Raw genomic sequence first — 17182 nt, 5'->3', positions numbered from 1 at the left:
GCCCGACTTCCCGCGCCGGCGTGATCCGAAGGAGACGGACCCTAGCGGCCGGCCTGGCCCAGGGGGGTGGTGCGGTGGGTGATGAAGGACTGGGCCTGGTCGGCGGTGAGGGGGTGGGCGAAGAGGTAGCCCTGGCCGAGCGGGCAGCCCATGGCGGCGAGGAGGTCGCGCTGTTCGGGGTGCTCGATGCCCTCGGCGATGACCTGGACGCCCAGGGTGTCGGCGATCCGGGTGATGCCCTCGACCAGGGCGTACTGCTGCTGGGAGAGGCCCAGGCCGTCGATGAAGGACTTGTCGATCTTCAGCACCGAGATCGGGAACTCGCGCAGGTAGGAGAGCGACGAGTAGCCGGTGCCGAAGTCGTCGATGGCGATGCCGACGCCGAGTTCGCCGAGGGTGTGCATGTCGGTGTGGACGCGCTCGTCGCGGCGCATCAGGACGGACTCGGTCAGCTCCAGGACCAGCGACTGCGGGGGGATGCCGGAGGAGCGCAGCGCGCCGCGGACCACGTCGACGAAGCCGGCGTCGCGGAACTGGCGGGCGGAGACGTTGACGTTGACCCGCAGCGGCGGCAGGCCGGCGGCGGCCCGGGCGGAGGTGCTGAGGGCGTGCCAGGCGGCCGCCTCCTGGGCGGCGCGTTCCAGGACCCAGGCGCCCAGCGGCACGATCTGGCCGCTCTCCTCGGCGAGGGCGATGAAGTCGTCGGGCAGTAGCATGCCGCGCCGCTCGGACGGCCACCGCACCAGGGCCTCGAAGGCGACCAGGTCCCCGGTCGCCAGATCGACGATCGGCTGGTAATACAGGCGGAACGCGGACTCGGCGATCGCGCTGTCCAGGTTCTCGTTCAGCTCGTGCCGCGCCATCAGCCCGGCCTGCAGCGCCGGCCGGTAGGGGCACCACTGCCGCTTGCCGGCCGCCTTCGCCGAGTACAGGGCCAGGTCGGCGTGGCTCAGCAGCTCGGTGGCGTCCACGCTGTCCTCCGTCGTCGCCACCCCGATCGACGCCGACACCCGCACCGCGCCCGCGCTCAGCCTGAACGGCTCGGTGAACGCCGTCAGCACGCCCTGCGCGAGCGCCCCGACGTCGGCCTGCTCCAGCGCGTCCTCCACCAGCACCGCGAACTCGTCGCCGCCGAGCCGGGCCGCCGTGTCGGAGGCGCGCAGCGCGGTGGAGATCCGCAGCGAGACGGCGACCAGCAGCTCGTCCCCGACCGCGTGCCCCTGGGTGTCGTTGACCACCTTGAAGTCGTCCAGGTCGATGAAGAGCACCCCGGTGACGGCGCCGCTGCGCTCGCCGCGGGAGAGCGCGTGGCCGACCCGGTCCAGGAAGAGCACCCGGTTGGCCAGGCCGGTGAGCGAGTCGTGGAAGGCCCGGTGGGTGAGTTCGCGCTCCATCTGCCGCTGCTCGGTGACGTCGCGCAGGGTGAGTACCAGCCCGCCGACCGTCGGGTCGTCGCGCAGGTCGTTGCACCGCACCTCGGCCTCGATCGGGGAGCCGTCGGCCCGCAGCAGCCGCCAGTGCTCACGCTGGGTGTCCAGGCCGGAGCGGCCGCCGCCGCCGACGGCGGGGCCGCGCATCCGGGCCAGCGCCTTGCCGACCGCCCGGCTGTCCTCGGTCGGGACGAGGTCGGTGAGCAGCGTGCCGTCCAGGCTGGGGTAGCCGAGGACCCGCTCGGCCGAGGAGGCCGAGGCGTAGCGCACCGAGTCGTCGCCGTTGAGGATGAGGATGACGTCGTTGGCGCTCTGCACCAGGGTGCGGAAGTAGGCCTCGCTGTCGCGCCGGGTGATCTCCTGGCTGAGCATGACGCGCTCGACGGCCAGGGCGGCCTGCGCGGCGAGGATCTCCAGCGAACCCCAGAGGCTGGTCAGCTCCTGTTCGGTGCCGGTGACGATGAGCGCGCCGATCAGCGGGTCGCCGGAGGGGCGCTCGGCGAGGGTGAGCGGGCACAGCAGGGCGTTCGGCATGCCGTCCAGCCGGGCGGCGAGGCCGCTGCCGATGTCCCCGACGGGCAGCAGCCGGGTCTCCCGGTAGGCGGCGAGGGCGAGCACCTCGTCGGAGTCGTGCCCGGCGCCCAGGCGGTGGCGGCCGGCGCCGCGTTCGGCGTGCCGCACGTGCAGCACGCCGCCCTCGGTGACGGCGAGCAGCGCGACGTGGCCGGCCTCGGCCGGCATCAGGGTGGAGGCGGCGGCCTGCACGGCGTCGGCGACCTCCTCGACGGTGACGGCCGCGGAGAGCGAGGAGCCGGCCTCGCGCAGCGCCCGCTCGCGGGCGACGGCCTGCCGGCGGGCGCGCACCACGACCGCGAGCCGGGCGAGCACGAGCAGGTAGAGGACGGCGGAGAAGGCGCCGATGACACCGGCGTTGCTGGTGTTGCCGTTGCTCGCCTCGACCATCAGGATGGTCGGCGCGATCAGCGAGGCGGCGGCCAGCAGGGCGAGCCGGCCGGGGCCGATGTCCGGCTGCTGGCTGGGGATGGGCCTGGTCAGCTCGACCATCGAGGGGTGCAGCGCGGCGGCGCCCCAGGCGGTGTAGAAGGCGGCCCAGCCGAGGTCCACGGGGGTGCCGATGTGCCAGTCGCCGTGCAGCAGGATCAGCCCGTACAGGATGTCGGAGACCAGCAGGCCGACGGTTCCGGCGGCGAGCAGCTGCAGCGAGCGGCTCACCCCTCCGCGTGGCACGATCAGGCGCAGCAGCAGGGCCAGCACGACGACGTCGCCGAGCGGGTAGGCGATCGAGACGGCCTTCTGGAGCCAGTCGAGCTCCGGGTTCCGGGCGTAGGGCAGGATCAGGTAGATCCAGGCGAGCAGCGCCAGGCCCATGGTGAGGATGAGCGCGTCCAGCAGGCTGGCCCGGTCCTGATGCGCCGTCCGCCAGCGGATGAAACCCAGCACGCCCGCCGCGTAGAGCAGGTACTCGGCGAGGTAGAAGCCGTCGGCGACGGACGGGAAGGGACTGCCCAGGTGCAGGAACTGCATCTGGACGACCTGCACCACCTCGCCCGCGGTGAAGCTGAGGTTGGCGAGCGCCAGCAGGTACCAGTAGACGGCGTGGGAGGGCCGGTTGAGGCGGACGCCGGCCACGATGGCGGCGACGCCGCCCAGGCCGATGCCCGTCCACCAGATGATCCGCTGGGAGGGGTTGGCGTAGTAGATGCCGGTGAGCAGCACCATCCACGCCAGGTAACAGACCATCAGGCGTTGGCGCCGACGTGTCAACGAGCTACCTCCTCCTCGGCATCACCACGTTCGCCCGCCGGGGCGGGCGGTGGGGTCCGGGCAGGGGCTCGCGAGCGTCCGGCCCGGGCCGGGAAGGTCCGGTCGGACGTTCGAAATGGGCCTTGAGTGCGTATAGTCGGAAATGTCGCACCTCCCAGCATTCTGCCGCCACAGCACGAGGTCAAGCCGGTGGACGACGCAGCAGAGAGCGCACGGGGAGCACGTCAGGGAGCGCATTCCGGACGTCACGCCGTGCTGGTCAACGAGGACGGTCAGTACACGATCTGGCCGGGGGACTTCACGGTGCCGGGCGGCTGGCGCACGGTGTTCGGTCCCGCCCCGCACCAGGAGTGCCGCCGGTACGTGGACCGCGCCTGGCATCCCCCCGGGCTCGGGCTCGGGGCCGGGGCCGCAGCGGGGGCCGGCGCGGGCCGGTCACCCGGACGGGTCACCCGGGCGGACCCGAACACCGCGGACGGGCGGCCCGGCACCGTGCACGGACTGGTCCGGGAGCGCGCCGCCCGCGACCCGCGCGCCCTCGCCGTGCTCACCGACGGCGAGGCGCTCGACTACGGCGGGCTGGACGCCCGCAGCGACCGGCTCGCCGCCGTCCTGCGCGGCCTGGGCACCGGGCCCGAGCGGATCGTCCCGGTCTGCCTGGAGCGCGGCACCGACCTGGTGACCGCCTGGCTCGCCGTGCTCAAGGCCGGCGGCGCCTTCCTGCCGCTGGACCCGGCCCACCCGCACCGGCGGCTGGCCGGGCTGGTGGCGGACTGCGGGGCGCGGCTGGTCGTGGCGGGGGAGGGGACGCGCTTCCCGGGCGTCCGGGTGGTGGCACCGGGAGAGGGGCCCCCGGGAGCCGTCGAGGTCCCGGACGTCAGCGCGCCGGACGACCTCGCCTACCTGATCTACACCTCGGGGACCACCGGTACCCCGAAAGGCGTACCGGTCACCCACCGCTCCCTGGTCTTCACCCTCGACCGGGTGATCGACGCCTACGGGCTCACCCCGCGCGACCGGGTGCTCCAGCTCGCCGCGCTGGGCTTCGACACCGCGCTGGAGCAGGTCTTCGCGTCCCTGGTCGCCGGGGCCACGCTCGTCCCCGGCGGCGCCCGCACCTGGGCCCCCACCGAGCTGGCCCACCGGATGCGCGAACTGCGGCTGACCGTCGCCGACCTCACCCCCGCGTACTGGCACCACCTGCTCACCCTCCTGCCGCCCGGAGGGCCCGCCCCCGAGGGGCTGCGGCTGATCGTGGTGGGCGGCGACACCGTGCACGAGGACGACTGCCGCGCCTGCCTGGAGCGGCTGCCGGGCGTGCGGCTGGTCAACGCCTACGGCGTCACCGAGGCGGCCGTCACCTCCACCCTCGGCGAGCTCACCGCGGAGGTGCTCGCCGCCCCCGGACCGCACGGACCCGCGGCGCCGGTGCCGATCGGACGGCCGCTGCCGGGGGTGCGGGTGCACGTGCTCGACCGGCGGCTCAGCCCGGTGCCCCCCGGCGAGAAGGGCGAGATCCACCTCGGCGGACCAGGCCTGGCCCGCGGCTACTGGAAGGCACCCGGACTCACCGCCGAGGCGTTCCTGCCCGACCCCTACGCCCCCGACCCCGGCGAGCGGATGTACCGCACCGGCGACGCCGGGCGCTGGCGGGCGGACGGCACCCTGGAGGTCCTCGGCCGCTCGGACGACCAGCTGAAGGTCCGCGGCCACCGCGTCGACCCCGCCGAGGTCGAGTCGGTGCTCGCCGCCCACCCCGACGTCCGGCAGGCCCGGGTCGCGGTGACCGAGGGCGACGACGGCACCCGGGTGTTCACCGCCTATTACACCCTCACCGACCGGGCCGCCTCCGGCCCCCGCGCCCGGCGCGGCCGGATCCGCGGCTACCTCGCCGAACGGCTGCCGGACTTCATGGTCCCGGCCGCGTTCGTGCTGCTCGACAGCATGCCGCTCACCCCGGCCGGGAAGATCGACCGCCGCCGGCTGCCGGACGCCCCGGCCCGGGTGCGCCGGCGCGGCGGCGGGCGGCCGGAGCGGCCGGAGCCTCCGGGACGGGCGGACCCGGGCGCGTCCCCGAACGGCTCCGGAAGCCTCGCCGGCCCCGCCGCCCCCGGCAACGGCTCCGCCGTCGAGGCGGGCGTGGCCCAGCTCTGGTCCGAACTGCTCGGTGTCGAGGAGGCCGGCCCCGGGGACGACTTCTTCGAACTCGGCGGCAACTCCCTGCTCGCCATGGAGATGCTCGCCCGCGCCCGCATCATGTTCGGCATCGACGTCACCCGGATCCGCTTGCTCACCCGCGCACTGCTGAGCGACGCCACCCTGCGCGCCTTCGCCGCCGCCACCCTCGCCGCCCGCACCGGCACCGGCACCACCGACGGCGAGAGCGCCGTCGACTGGACCGCCGAGGCCCGCCTCGACACCCCCCTGCGGCAGTCCTGGAGCCCCGCGCCCTCCCGCGCCGAACCCACCGAGATCCTGCTCACCGGCGCCACCGGCTTCTGCGGAGCCCACCTCCTGGACGCCCTGCTGCACACCACCGACGCCCGGATCCACTGCCTGGTCCGCGCCCCCGACGAGGAACACGCCCTCGAACGGCTGCGGGCCGCCCAGCAGCGCTACCTGCGCCACGACCTCGCCGACCGCCGCGTCGTCCCCCTCGTCGGCGACCTCGCCGAGCCGCTGCTCGGCCTCGGCCGACAGCGCTTCGACCGGCTGGCCGGCAGCCTCGACGCCATCCACCACCTCGGCGGCCAGGTCAACTTCATCTACCCCTACCACCAGCTGCGCGCCGCCAACGTCGCCGGCACCCGCGAGGTGGTCCGCCTCGCCGGACACTCCCGCGGCATCCCCGTCCACTACCTCTCCACCCTCGCCGTGCTGGCCGGCTTCGGCCCGGCGGGCGTGCGCGAGGTGGCCGAACGGACCCCGCTCGCCCACCCCGACCGGCTCGCCGTCGGCTACGTCGAGAGCAAGTGGGTCGCCGAACAGCTGCTCCACAACGCCGCCGCCGGCGGGCTGCCGGTCACCGTGCTGCGCACCAACGACGTCACCGGGGACCTGCGCACCGGCGTGATGAACACCGGTACCGAGATCTGCGCGCTCATCAAGTACATCGCCGAGAGCGGGAGCTGCCCGGACGTCCGGCTGCCGCTGGACTTCGTCCCGGCCGACCGGTTCGGCCGGGCGGTCTGCCACGTCGTCGCCCACGCCCCCGCCATCGGCGAGGTGTACCACCTGACCTCGCCGCACCCGGCCGACCTCGCCGACCTCGCCGGGCGGCTGCGCGCCCGGGGCCACCCCGTCGACCCCGTCCCCTACGCCCGGTGGGTGCGCGAGCTGGTCCGGTTCGCCGCCGGGCACCCGACCCACCCGATGACCCCGTTCGTCCCGCTCTTCGTCGACCGCGTGCCCGGCACCGACCTGTCCATCAGCGAGCTGTACTTCCGCCCCACCTTCCCGCGCTTCGACCGGGCCGACGCCGACCGGGCGCTGGCCGGAAGCGGCGTGGAACTGCCCGCCGTCGACGACGCCCTGCTCGACTTCTACCTCGACCGGCTGACCGCGGAGGGCTTCCTCGCCGCGCCGCGGCGGACCCCGTCGGGGCATACTTCGTCGCGGGGGACCGCGCCGCTGGAGGCACCACGATGACCGCCACCGCCCCCGAGGAGCTCTTCGCGGCGCTCGACGTCGCCCGGGCGCCCGCCGACGGCCCGGCCGCGTTCGGCGCCGACCTCGCCCCCGGCACGCTGCTCGCCGCCTACCGGCGCGGCCTGTTCCCGCTGCCCGCCGCCGACGCCTACGCGAGCGCCTTCAACGAGGCCCGCGCCGAACGGGCGGTGGCGGCCGGCGAGGTCGCCCTGCTGCCGGGCCCCGACCACGGCGCGGACCCGTACGCGCTCGCCTGGTGGTCGCCCGACCCCCGGCCGCTGCTCGCCCCCGACGGCGTCCAGCTCGGGCGCAAGCTCTCCCGGCTGCTGCGCAACCGCCTGGACTGGTGGACCACCGCCGACCAAGCCTTCGGCGCGGTGCTCGCCGCCTGCGCCGAGGGGCGCGAACCCCCGTGGCTCACCCCGGAGCTGCAGGAGGCGCTGACCGGGCTGCACCGGCTCGGCGCGGCCCACAGCGCGGAGGTGTGGGAGGACGGCGAGCTGGTCGGCGGGGTGTTCGGGATCGCCGTCGGGCCGGTGCTCAGCCTGGACTCGATGTTCCACCGCCGCCCGGACGCCGCCCGGGTCGCCGTCGCCGACCTCGCCGCCCGCTTCGCCGCCGCCGGGGGCCGGCTGATGGACGCCCAGTGGGACTCCCCGCACGTGCGCTCGCTCGGCGCCGCCCCGCAGCCCCGGGCCCGCTACCTCGCGGCGCTCGCCGAGGACGCCGCGCCGGTCGCCCCGCTGGACACCACCCGCCGACCCGCCGCCCGGCTCGCCCCCGAGCGGCCACGCGACCCGCGCCCGCACGGCCGCTCGCGCGCCCACCGCCACCCCTACCGCAACACCCGGCGGACCAGCGAAACCTGACGGTCCGTCACCCGATCGGCGCCGGGCCGACGGTGACCCGGGCGGTGGACGTGCGGACCGGGCCGGTCGGGCCGCCGGCGGTGAGCGTCGCGGTGTAGGTGCCGGCGGCCGGGTAGTCGTGGTCGACGAACCCGTACCCGGGGTCGACCGCGCGCGGCGCGCTGCCGTCCCCGAAGTCCAGCGTCGCGGTGCCCGGCGCCCAGCCGGTCGTGTACCCGGCCGCGAACCGCGCGTTGAGCGGGTGGCCCGTCCGGGGGTGGTGGCGGGCGCTCAGGCGCACGCGCAGCGGGTCCTGGAGTTCGATGGCGCCGCGGTCCCGGTAGCCCCAGGCGGTGGAGCCGGGGAAGCGCGGGTGGTCGGCCGGCTCGGCGCCGAGGAGGTCGGTGGCCAGGGTGCCGAGGGCGGTCGGGTCGGCGGCGTCCGTCACGCCCGTCACGGCGGCCGGGGTGTAGTCCTCGCGGTCGGCGGCGAATCCCGGGTCGACGGCGTTGTCGCTCGCGCCCTGCCCGACGGCCCGGAAGGCCTCGGGGGTGGCGAACGGGGTGTCGCCCCAGGAGTAGGCGTACGGGCCCCACGGCACGACGGTGTTGTAGTCGACCCTGGTGCTCCGGACGGATCCGGCCGACACCACCAGCGGGACCGCGGTGGGCGGCGTGCCGCCGCAGCGCGGGGCGGGCCGCTTGGCCAGGATGTTGTTCTCGGCCACCGACCCGGTGGAGTTCCCGGCGAACTCCAGGTCGCTCCCGCAGTTGCGGCCGAAGGTGTTGCCCACCACGATCGTGCCGGGCGCGTCGGTGACCAGCACGCCCCGGCCGGCGCCCCCGGTGATCAGGTTGGTGGTGACCACCACGCCGGAGGTCCCGGCGTCGACCGCGACGCCGCTCACGGGCGCGGCGGAGATCCGGTTGCGGCTCACCGTGACGTACGAGCCCGCTCCGGTGATCCGGACGCTCGGGGTCGCCGCCGGGAAGGCCCGCACGCCGCCGCGGACCGGGTCGCCGGCCTCGACGTCGTTGTGGTCCACGGCGATCCGGGTGGAGTCCTTGACGAGCACGCCCTCCTGCGGGGCGTCCAGGCGCAGGCCGGTGACGGTGACGTCGTGCACGCCCTCGAACACGAAGGCGTGCGGAGCGGGGGCCGACCCCCGGGCCCAGTGGCGCGTCCCCACGGAGGTGTCCGGCGCGTGGACGGTCGGCTCGGCGCCCTGGAAGACGATCGGCCGGCCGGGCTCGCCGGAGCGCCTGACGGTGACCTGGCCGGTGAACCGGCGGCCCGGCGCGAGCTGGACGGTCTGCCCGGGTCCGGCCACGTCGGCGGCGGCCTGGACGGTGCAGAACGGCCGCTCCCGGGTGCCGCTCCCGGAGTCCGAGCAGTTCGAGCGGGGGCCGTTGTCGACGTGGAGCACGGTGCTCTCGGTGGATGCGACGCTCTCGGTGGACGCGGTGCTCTCGGCGTACGCGGTGAACGGGAGCGCGGTCCCGGCGACCGCGGAGCCCGCGATCGCGAGGGCGAGGCCGGCGCGACGGGGTACTGGCATGGGCGGGATCCTCCTGGAGTGGCGCGGCGCGGCGGGATTCGACTGACGTATCGACAGAAACCTTGCGTGAACGGACGGATGCGGGAGTCGCCATGAGTATCCACGGCCCCGCGCGCCACCTCAACCGGAAGCGGTCGGTGCCCCGCATCGGTTTGGGCCGCGGCGTGCGGGGGGACGGGAGCCGACATGTTGTCAGTTGTGGTGGCCCCCTGGGGCGATGAGCCGGTGTTCGAGCGGAACGGGGACGTGGCGCACGACGCCGCGAGCACGATGAAGGTGGCGGTCCTGGCCGCGCTGCACCGCGCGGGGGCGGACCTCGGCGCGCCGGTGCCGGTGGTGAACACCTTCACCTCCCGGGCGGGCGGGGAGTTCGGCAACGATCCGGACCGGGACAGCGATCCGGTGCCGTGGACGCTGCTGGGCGCCACCGTGCCGCTGGGGCTGCTCGCCGAGCGGATGATCACCCACTCCTCCAACCTCGCCACCAACCTGTGCCTGGCCCGGGCCGGGCACGAGGCGGTGGACGAGGTCTGGCACCGGGCGGGGGCCACCCGCAGCGCCAGCCCGCGCGGCATCGAGGACTACCGGGCGCGCGACGCGGGGGTGCACAACCGGGTGACGGCGCGGGACCTGGTCCGGCTGCTGCAGTCCCTGGACGGCGAGCCGCAGGTGCTCGCACTGCTGGAGCGCAACGCCTTCCGGGTCGACCTCGCGGCCGGGCTTCCGCCGGGGACCAGGGTGGCCTTCAAGAACGGCTGGTTCCCCGGCGTGCGGCACTGCGTCGGCCTGGTCACCCCCGAGGACTGCCCCCCGTACCTGCTGGCCGTCTGCTACACCGGCCCGCTCGCCTCGGGCGCCGACGAGGCCGCCGCCGATCCGGCCGCCCGCCTGCTGGCCAGGGTCTCGGCGGCGGTGTGGGAGCGGCGGCACGCGATCAGCGCCGTCGGTGCCGGTTCATCCGTGCTGCCCTAGTTCCTCCAGGCCCGCCAGCGCCGCCTCGTTGAGCAGGTTGATCCGTACGAAGCCCGGGCGGCCGGGGAGTTCGAAGTGGCGGCCGTCGAGGGCGAGCAGCCGTTCGGCCGGGGCGTGCGGGCGGGCGAACAGGAAGTAGCCGGTGTCGATCCGGTCCTGCTCGGCCAGCGCCCCGGCGGCGGTGAGGCGTTGGTGGTTGGCACGGACGTGGTCGAGCAGCCGGTGGTTGCCCTCGATCAGCATCAGGTCGGCGGCCCGGTGGGCGAACAGCCGGTCGGCGAGGGCGACGTCGCCGTGCAGGTTGAGGTGCAGCTCGGCGAGCGGTTCTCGCAGCGGCTCCGGGACCAGCAGGTGGGCGCAGCGGTAGCCGTGGATGGACAGGTACTTGGTGGGGCAGACCATCCGCAGCGTGCGGCCGGCGGGCAGCGCGGCGGAGTCCTCGCGGCGTCCGCCGTCCCAGCGCATGTACTGGAAGGTGCCGTCGACGAACACCAGGGAGCCGGTGGCGCGCTGCCACTCGGCGATCTGCTTGAGCACCAGCTCGGGGACCCGCCGGCCGGTGTACCAGACCGGGTCGGTGAGCAGCAGGACCGTGTCCTCGTCCGGGAGCCGGAGGTCGAAGCCGGACTGGTGGGCGTGCGCCTCGGCGACCTTCACCGGGTCGATGCCGAACCGCCGGAAGAAGTAGGCGAACTTGTAGTGGACCGGCGGCAGGTAGTGGATCCGGGTGCGGCCGGTGAGGTGCAGCCAGGTGCAGAAGGTGCCGAGCAGTGCGCTGGAGCCGCCGGCCGGGACGACCCGGTCCGGGGAGCACGGCTCGGCGTCGTACCCCTCGTGCAGGCGGGCGATCTTGGCGCGCAGGGCGGGGTCCTCGTCGAGCGCCGAGTAGCGGGTGACGTCGCCCAGCCGGTAGGGCGGGGTGTGTGCGAGGTCGCCGAGGTAGTCGGCGACGAAGGGGTGGCCGCCGTTGTAGTCGGAGACGAACAGCCGTCCCTCCGGTCGCTGCCGGGCCCGTTCGACGGCCTCGTGCAGGTCGAGCATGCGGAACAAGGACGGCGTCATCCGTCACTCCTCGGGCGGCTGGCCACTTTGTCGGACGGGCGTCAAGTCTGTCCGGGGCCCGGCGCGGACACAAGTCCGCACCGGGCCCGGGTGGTTCGCGTGCGAGGGGACGGGACGGGTCAGTAGGGCTTGACGAGCACGTGTGCGGCGCCCGGGACGCCGACCTTCAGCAGCTCGTCCTCCTCCGGGGTGGTCGGCGTGCCGGTCTCCTGCTTGAGGACGGCCCGGGACAGCGCCTGCACCCACATGGCGCGCGGCCGGCGGCGCTCCTCCCAGGCGGTCAGCGCCTCGGGCACCGAGGCGGCGGCGTCCAGGCTCTGCGCCAGCACCAGGGCGTCCTCGACGGCCATCGCGGCGCCCTGCGCCAGGTGCGGGGTGGAGGCGTGCGCGGCGTCGCCGGCCAGCACCACCCGGCCGACGTGCCACGGCTCCTCGACGGTGACCTGCGAGATCCGCGAGTACACCACCGCCGCCGGGTCGGTGACCTGGTCCAGCGCCTCGGCGATCGGCCCGCCGAAGCCGGCCAGGCGCTCGCGCAGCTGCTCGTGGGCGCGCCGCGGGTCCGGGCGGAAGTCCTCGGCCTCGGCGAACACCGAGCCCAGGTACATGAGGTCCGCGCTGATCGGGGTCAGCAGCGCCTTCGCCTTCAGGTTGCCGGTGGACATCACCACGCCCTGCACCTCGGGCGAACGCGGCAGGGTGACGCGCCAGTTGGCGAAGCCGGTGTACTCGGGCGCGTACTTCTCGCCGTAGAGCCGCTTGCGCAGCGGCGAGCCGATGCCGTCGAAGCCGACCACCAGGTCGTAGCGGGCGCTGCTGCCGTCGGACAGGGTGACCGCCACCTCCCCGCCCTCGTCGGTGAGGTCGGCGATGGTGGTGCCGAAGCGCAGGGTCGCGCCTTCGGCGGTGGCGGCCTCGCCCAGCACCCGGGCCAGCGCCGGGCGGGGGATGCCGTTGTTGGACGGCGCGTCGTCCATCCGGGGCTGCGGGATCTTGGCGAGGACGCCGCCGGCCGGGTCGCAGATGGTGAGCACCTCCCACTCGAAGCCGACCGTCAGGCACTGCTCCAGCACGCCGATCTCGCGCATCACGTGCAGCGCGTTGGAGGGCTGGATGATGCCGACGCCGAGCGCCTCCAGGGCGTCGCGCAGCTCGACGACGTCGACCCGGTGGCCGCGGCCGGCGAGGGCGGTGGCGGCGGTCAGGCCGCCGATGCCGGCGCCGTGGACGAGGACGCGCAGGGGTGGGGTCATGGTGGTGGTACTCCAAGGGGAGGAGGAAAGGGAAAAACGTTTCAGCGGGCCGGGCCGGACCCCGGCGGACCGGGGCGCCGGCCCGCGGCTCCGTCAGGCGGCCGACAGCTCCATCAGGTGGTCGACCAGCGCGAGCAGCAGGTCCCGCCCGAAGGTCCGCACCCGCACGTCGCCGACCAGCATCGGCACCTGCGGGTCGAGGTCCAGGGCGGCCCGGACCTCCGCCACGCTGCGGGTGTTCTCGCCGTGGAAGCAGTTGATCGCCACCACGAACGGGATGCCCCGGCTCTCGAAGAAGTCGATCGAGGCGAAGCTGCTGTCCAGCCGGCGGGTGTCGGCGATCACGATGCCGCCGAGCGCGCCGTTCACCAGGTCGTTCCACATGAACCAGAAGCGCTCCTGGCCGGGCGTGCCGAACAGGTAGATCACCAGCTCCGGGCTGATGGTGATCCGTCCGAAATCCAGGGCGACCGTGGTGGTCTCCTTGTTGTCCACCCCGGACAGGTCGTCGACGCCCTCGCTGGCGCGGGTCAGGTACTCCTCGGTGCGCAGCGGCGCGACCTCGCTGACCGTGCCGACCAGGGTGGTCTTGCCGACCCCGAAGCCGCCGGCGATCAGGATCTTCAGGGCCGCCGGGGCGACGGGGGCGGTGCCGGAGGAGGGGGACGAGGGGGAGGAGGGGAGAGGTGCGGATCGTGCCATGGTTCAGAGCCTCCGGAGTCCTTCGCGTACGGCCGTCAGCAGCCCGAGGTCCAGGCCGCCGTCCCCCGAGGCCCGGGCCACCGAGATCGGTGCCCGGGCCCGCAGCAACCCCTGGGCGATGAGGTCGCCCAGGAGGATCTTGGTCACCGAGACCGGCAGGTCGAGCCCGGCCGCCACCTCGGCGACGGCGGCCGGCCGGCGGCACCGCTCCAGGATCAGGCGGTGCTCCGGCTGCAGTCCGCGGAGGCCGGACGACCGGGCGGCCAGGACCGGGTCCGCGAGCTCCTCGACCGTGGTCAGCAGCGTGATCAGGGTGAGGTGGTCGTGCTCCGGCGCCGTCCGGCCGCGGGTGATGGTGTACGGGCGCACCATGGTGCCGGCGCCGTACTCGTCGTCCTCGTCCTCGTCGGGCAGCTCGCTCCAGTGCGGCCTCACCGTGGCGTCACCCCCGGTTCCTGGCGGCGAAGGCGTCGAACTCGCTGCGGACCGGCGTGCTGAGCTTCTGGCCGACCTGCTGGACGAGCTGGTGCATGGCCACCGACATCACCTCGGCGTCCACCTCCTGGTCGGCGACCACCGCGAGGTGGGTGCCCCGGGCGGCGGCGATGACGAACAGCCAGAGCTCGGCCAGCTCGATGATCACCTGGTGCACCGGGCCGCCGTCGAACAGCTGGCCGATGCCCCGGGCGAGGCTCTGCTGGCCGGTGGCGACGGCCGCCAGGCGCTCGGCGTCGGCGCGGTCGATGGAGCGCGAGTGGCTGACCACCAGGCCGTCGTCGGAGAGCAGTACGGCGCTTCTCGTCCCGGGCACCGTGTCGACGAGTCCGTCCAGCAGCCAGTCGAGGTCCTGGTGGGTGGCGATGGTGCGGTTCATGACTGGTCTTCCGTCCTCGTGGTTCGGGGGTCCGCGGCCGGGAGGGCCCAGGGGGAGGGACCCGGCGCGGGAGTCGGGGGGTCGGCGACGGCCGCGGGGGAGGCCTGGCCGGGCGGCAGGCCGCGGTGCGCGGCGGCCTGGTCCGCGGCGGTGCGCTCGGGGCCGGCGGGGTCGGTGGGGTCGGTGGCGGGCGTGCTGCCGGGCTCGGCGGCGCCGAGGCCGCGGGCGGCCCGGGACTGGCGCTGGAAGGCGCCGACCGTGGCGCCCGAGCGGCGCGGCGGGCGCTGGAACGGGCCCGCGGTGGTTCCGGGGCTGGCGCCGCCGGTGCCGCCGGTGTCGGCGGGGTTCCCGGTGCTCCCGGGGTTCCCGGCGGTCCCGGCATAGGGGGGCCGGGGTGCCGGGGGGACGCGCAGCTCGGCGGCCAGGCTGGCCTGCCGGACCCGCTGCGGCAGCGGCGGCTGGGAGCCCGCCGGCGGTGCGGCCGGGGCCGCCGGGGCGGCGGCCGGCCGGTCCGCGGTGCCGTCCTCGCGCCGCCGCTCGGCCAGCCGGTAGTGGTCGGCGGGCCGGTACTGCTCGTCGGCGTACGGGGCCTCGGCGGGTGTCACCGTCGCGTAGGCGATGTCCGGGTAGGCGGGGTCGTCGTAGCCGGGCTGGGCGGGGCCGCCGTGCGCCGGGGGGACGTAGCCGTGGACCTCGCCGGGCGCGCCGTGCCCCGCGAGCGGGTACAGGTAGCCGTCCGCGTCGCCGTGGGCGAAGCCGTCGCCGAAGCCGCCGCCCCGGCCGTCGCGGAAGCCGTCACCGAAGTCGTCGCCGAACCCGTCGTCGAGGTGGTCGTCCTGACCGTCGCGGGGCGGTACCCCGAAGACCTCGTCGTCCGACGGCGGCACGTACTCGACGTGGGCGAAGGCCTGGGCCGGCGTCTGGTGGGTGCCGGGGGTGAACCAGTCGGCGCCCGCCGGGTCCGGGTCGGCCGCGGTCCCCGCGCGGGCCGCGCGCTCCTCGGCCTCGTCCACCGCGACGACCGGCGAGGACGCCGGGCCGGCCGCGGCCGAGGGCATCTCGGTCACCGAGGCGAGCGGCGCGGGCTCCTTGCGCTGCTCGGGCCGCTGGCGCCGGGCGAGCGGGATCGGGGTGACCGCGCCGCCGTCCGGCAGGCCGTCGCCGCCGCCCAGCACGTACTCGCCGGGGACGAGCACGACCACCCTGGTCCCGCCGAAGGCCGACGGGCGGAACTCGATCTGCAGGCCGATCGCGGCCGCCAGCCGGCCCACCACGTGGAAGCCGAGGCGGATGTCGTCGCCGCGCGCCAGCATGTCGGTGCGCGGCGGGTCGTCGGCGAGCGCGGCGGCCATCAGCGCGTTGGCCGCGTCGTACTGCTCCAGGTCCATGCCCAGGCCGCGGTCCTCGATCTCGATGGCGAGCCCGCGCCCGACGACGGCTGCCCGCACGTCGACCGGCGTGGGCGGCTTCGAGAAGCTCGCCGCGTTCTCCATCAGCTCGGCGACCACGTGGGCGACCGGTCCGACCGCCCGCTCGGAGAGCCACGGGTGGCCCTCGACGTCCAGCACGATCCGGCGGTACTCCTGCACCTCGCCCTGCGCCGAGCGCAGCACGTCCAGCAGCGGCACCGGCTTGCGCCACTTCCGCTGCGGCTGGCCGCCGGCCATGATGACCAGGTTCTCCTCGTAGCGGCGCAGACGGGCGGTCAGGTGGTCGAGGTCGAACAGACCCTCCAGCACCTCCGGGTCCTCGTGCCGGCGCTCCAGGGCGTCCAGCTTGCGCAGCTGCTGGCCGATCAGCAGCTGGGTGCGGCGGGCGATGCGCTGCAGCAGCCGCTCGAAGCCGCGGTGCTGCTCGGCCTGCCGGACGGCGGTCTCCAGCGCGGAGGTGCGGGCGAGGTTCATCGACTGCCCGAGCTGGGCGAGTTCGTCGCCGCCGCGGGCGTGCGCCCCGGCGGTGATCGCCCGGCTCTCCGCCTCGACGTCGACCTGCTCGCCGCGGGCGAGGCGCTCGACGACCTCCGGCAGGGTGCGCTCCAGCTCCTGCGCCTGGTTCTGCAGGTCCCTGATCCGGCGGCGCAGCGAGCGGGTCAGCCGCCAGCTGGTGACGACCACCGCGATCAGCGCGACCAGGCCGATCACGGCGGTCAGCGCGACCCGGGTGAGCAGCGAGAGGAACGAGCCCTTGCCGACCTCGACCACGCCGTCGGTGCGGGTCTCCAGGAGCTTCACCAGCTGCGGGTTGACCTGGTCGACGGCCTGGCGCCACTGGTCCTGCAGCTGCGGGAGCCGGACGGTGCCGGTCGCGTCGGCGGCGGCGGCCGGGCGGGTGAGGGCCTGCTCCACGGAGGCCTTGGCCTGCCACGCGGAGCCGCTCAGCAGCTCCGACCAGGCACCCCGTTCGCCCTCCGGCAGGTAGGGGACGACCTGGACGGTGAAGAGGTGGTCCTGGGCGCCGATCGCCTGCTGGACGAGCTGGTAGTCGGAGGCGCTGAGCTTGCCGGACGGCCAGCCGCGGGCGAGGATCGCGTCCTCGCGGGCCAGCATCTCCTTCGCCCAGAAGGAGTTGACCAGGGTCTTGGAGATCCAGGTGACCTCGCCGTTGTCGACGTGGCTGAGCGCGGTGAACAGCCGCAGGTCCACGGCGATCAGGTCGGTGTAGTACGTGTAGACGCTCTGCTGGTCGGCGGTGCCCTTGTCGACGGCGGCCCGCTGTTCGCCCAGGCGCTCCATCGCGCGCCGGGCCTCGGCGACGGCCGTGAGCACCTCGGCGGGCGCGCTGCCGGCGGTCTCCTTGGAGAGGGCCTGGAACTTCTGCACGGCCTCGTCGGTGAGCTTGCGCTGGCGTTGCAGCTGCTCGGTGACGGTGCCGGGCCGGGCGAGCGTCTCGGCGCTGAGCCGGCGCTCCTCCTGGAGGTTGTAGTAGACGATGTTGGACGGCTGTCCCGCCTTCTGGGCGAGCAGGCCCTGGTCCGCCTGACGCAGGAAGTCGAGGAAGGTCACACCGCTGGTGACCGCCCACAGGACGGCCAGCGCGATGCTGGGGACGAG

Annotated in this window: 11 protein-coding genes; 3 read left to right on the top strand and 8 right to left on the bottom strand. The window is 75.0% G+C overall.

The features are described from left to right. Positions 1-41 precede the first annotated feature (41 nt). Positions 42-3215, bottom strand: a complete 3174-nt coding sequence (locus ABT238_RS13875; protein WP_350757472.1) for a putative bifunctional diguanylate cyclase/phosphodiesterase — start codon at positions 3213-3215, stop codon at positions 42-44. Positions 3216-3341: 126 nt separating this feature from the next. Here ABT238_RS13875 and ABT238_RS13870 point away from each other — a divergent pair, with 126 nt between their 5' ends. Further along, positions 3342-6863, top strand: a complete 3522-nt coding sequence (locus ABT238_RS13870; RefSeq protein WP_350569862.1) for an amino acid adenylation domain-containing protein — start codon at positions 3342-3344, stop codon at positions 6861-6863. Continuing rightward, entirely contained in the window at positions 6860-7732 is an 873-nt protein-coding gene (locus ABT238_RS13865; RefSeq protein ID WP_350757469.1) for a leucyl/phenylalanyl-tRNA--protein transferase, read from the top strand. The genes ABT238_RS13870 and ABT238_RS13865 overlap by 4 nt, the downstream gene beginning before the upstream one ends. A gap of 7 nt (positions 7733-7739) precedes the next feature. Here the strand turns inward: ABT238_RS13865 and ABT238_RS13860 are convergent, their stop codons facing one another. Further along, positions 7740-9269, bottom strand: a complete 1530-nt coding sequence (locus ABT238_RS13860) for a right-handed parallel beta-helix repeat-containing protein (protein ID WP_350757466.1) — start codon at positions 9267-9269, stop codon at positions 7740-7742. A gap of 186 nt (positions 9270-9455) precedes the next feature. On the opposite strand from ABT238_RS13860, the gene ABT238_RS13855 reads away from it, so the two are divergent. Continuing rightward, positions 9456-10241 (top strand): serine hydrolase, encoded by a 786-nt coding sequence (locus ABT238_RS13855; protein ID WP_350569857.1) that lies wholly within the window; start codon positions 9456-9458, stop codon positions 10239-10241. Here the strand turns inward: ABT238_RS13855 and ABT238_RS13850 are convergent. The 6 genes from ABT238_RS13850 to ABT238_RS13825 all read right to left on the bottom strand — a co-directional run bounded on the left by ABT238_RS13850 (position 10224) and on the right by ABT238_RS13825 (position 17134). After that, positions 10224-11303, bottom strand: coding sequence for an aminotransferase class I/II-fold pyridoxal phosphate-dependent enzyme (locus ABT238_RS13850; protein ID WP_350569856.1), 1080 nt, complete (start codon positions 11301-11303; stop codon positions 10224-10226). The genes ABT238_RS13855 and ABT238_RS13850 overlap by 18 nt on opposite strands. A 119-nt stretch (positions 11304-11422) precedes the next feature. Further along, positions 11423-12556, bottom strand: coding sequence for an FAD-dependent monooxygenase (locus tag ABT238_RS13845; protein WP_350757462.1), 1134 nt, complete (start codon positions 12554-12556; stop codon positions 11423-11425). Between the two features lie 93 nt (positions 12557-12649). Further along, on the bottom strand, positions 12650-13258 hold the full coding sequence (locus tag ABT238_RS13840) for a GTP-binding protein (protein ID WP_350569853.1): 609 nt from the start codon (positions 13256-13258) through the stop codon (positions 12650-12652). A 3-nt stretch (positions 13259-13261) separates the two neighbouring features. Further along, a complete protein-coding gene (locus tag ABT238_RS13835; protein ID WP_502884347.1) occupies positions 13262-13693 on the bottom strand; it encodes a DUF742 domain-containing protein in 432 nt (143 codons plus the stop codon). A gap of 7 nt (positions 13694-13700) precedes the next feature. After that, on the bottom strand, positions 13701-14132 hold the full coding sequence (locus tag ABT238_RS13830; RefSeq protein ID WP_350569851.1) for a roadblock/LC7 domain-containing protein: 432 nt from the start codon (positions 14130-14132) through the stop codon (positions 13701-13703). Next, positions 14129-17134 (bottom strand): sensor histidine kinase, encoded by a 3006-nt coding sequence (locus ABT238_RS13825; protein WP_350757459.1) that lies wholly within the window; start codon positions 17132-17134, stop codon positions 14129-14131. The genes ABT238_RS13830 and ABT238_RS13825 overlap by 4 nt, the downstream gene beginning before the upstream one ends. Positions 17135-17182: the final 48 nt, after the last annotated feature.

The sequence above is a fragment of the Kitasatospora sp. NPDC001527 genome (assembly GCF_040298605.1).
Lineage (GTDB): Bacteria > Actinomycetota > Actinomycetes > Streptomycetales > Streptomycetaceae > Kitasatospora.
The sequence above is the reverse complement of the archived record's forward strand: the minus strand, read 5'-3'. Positions and strand labels throughout refer to the sequence as shown.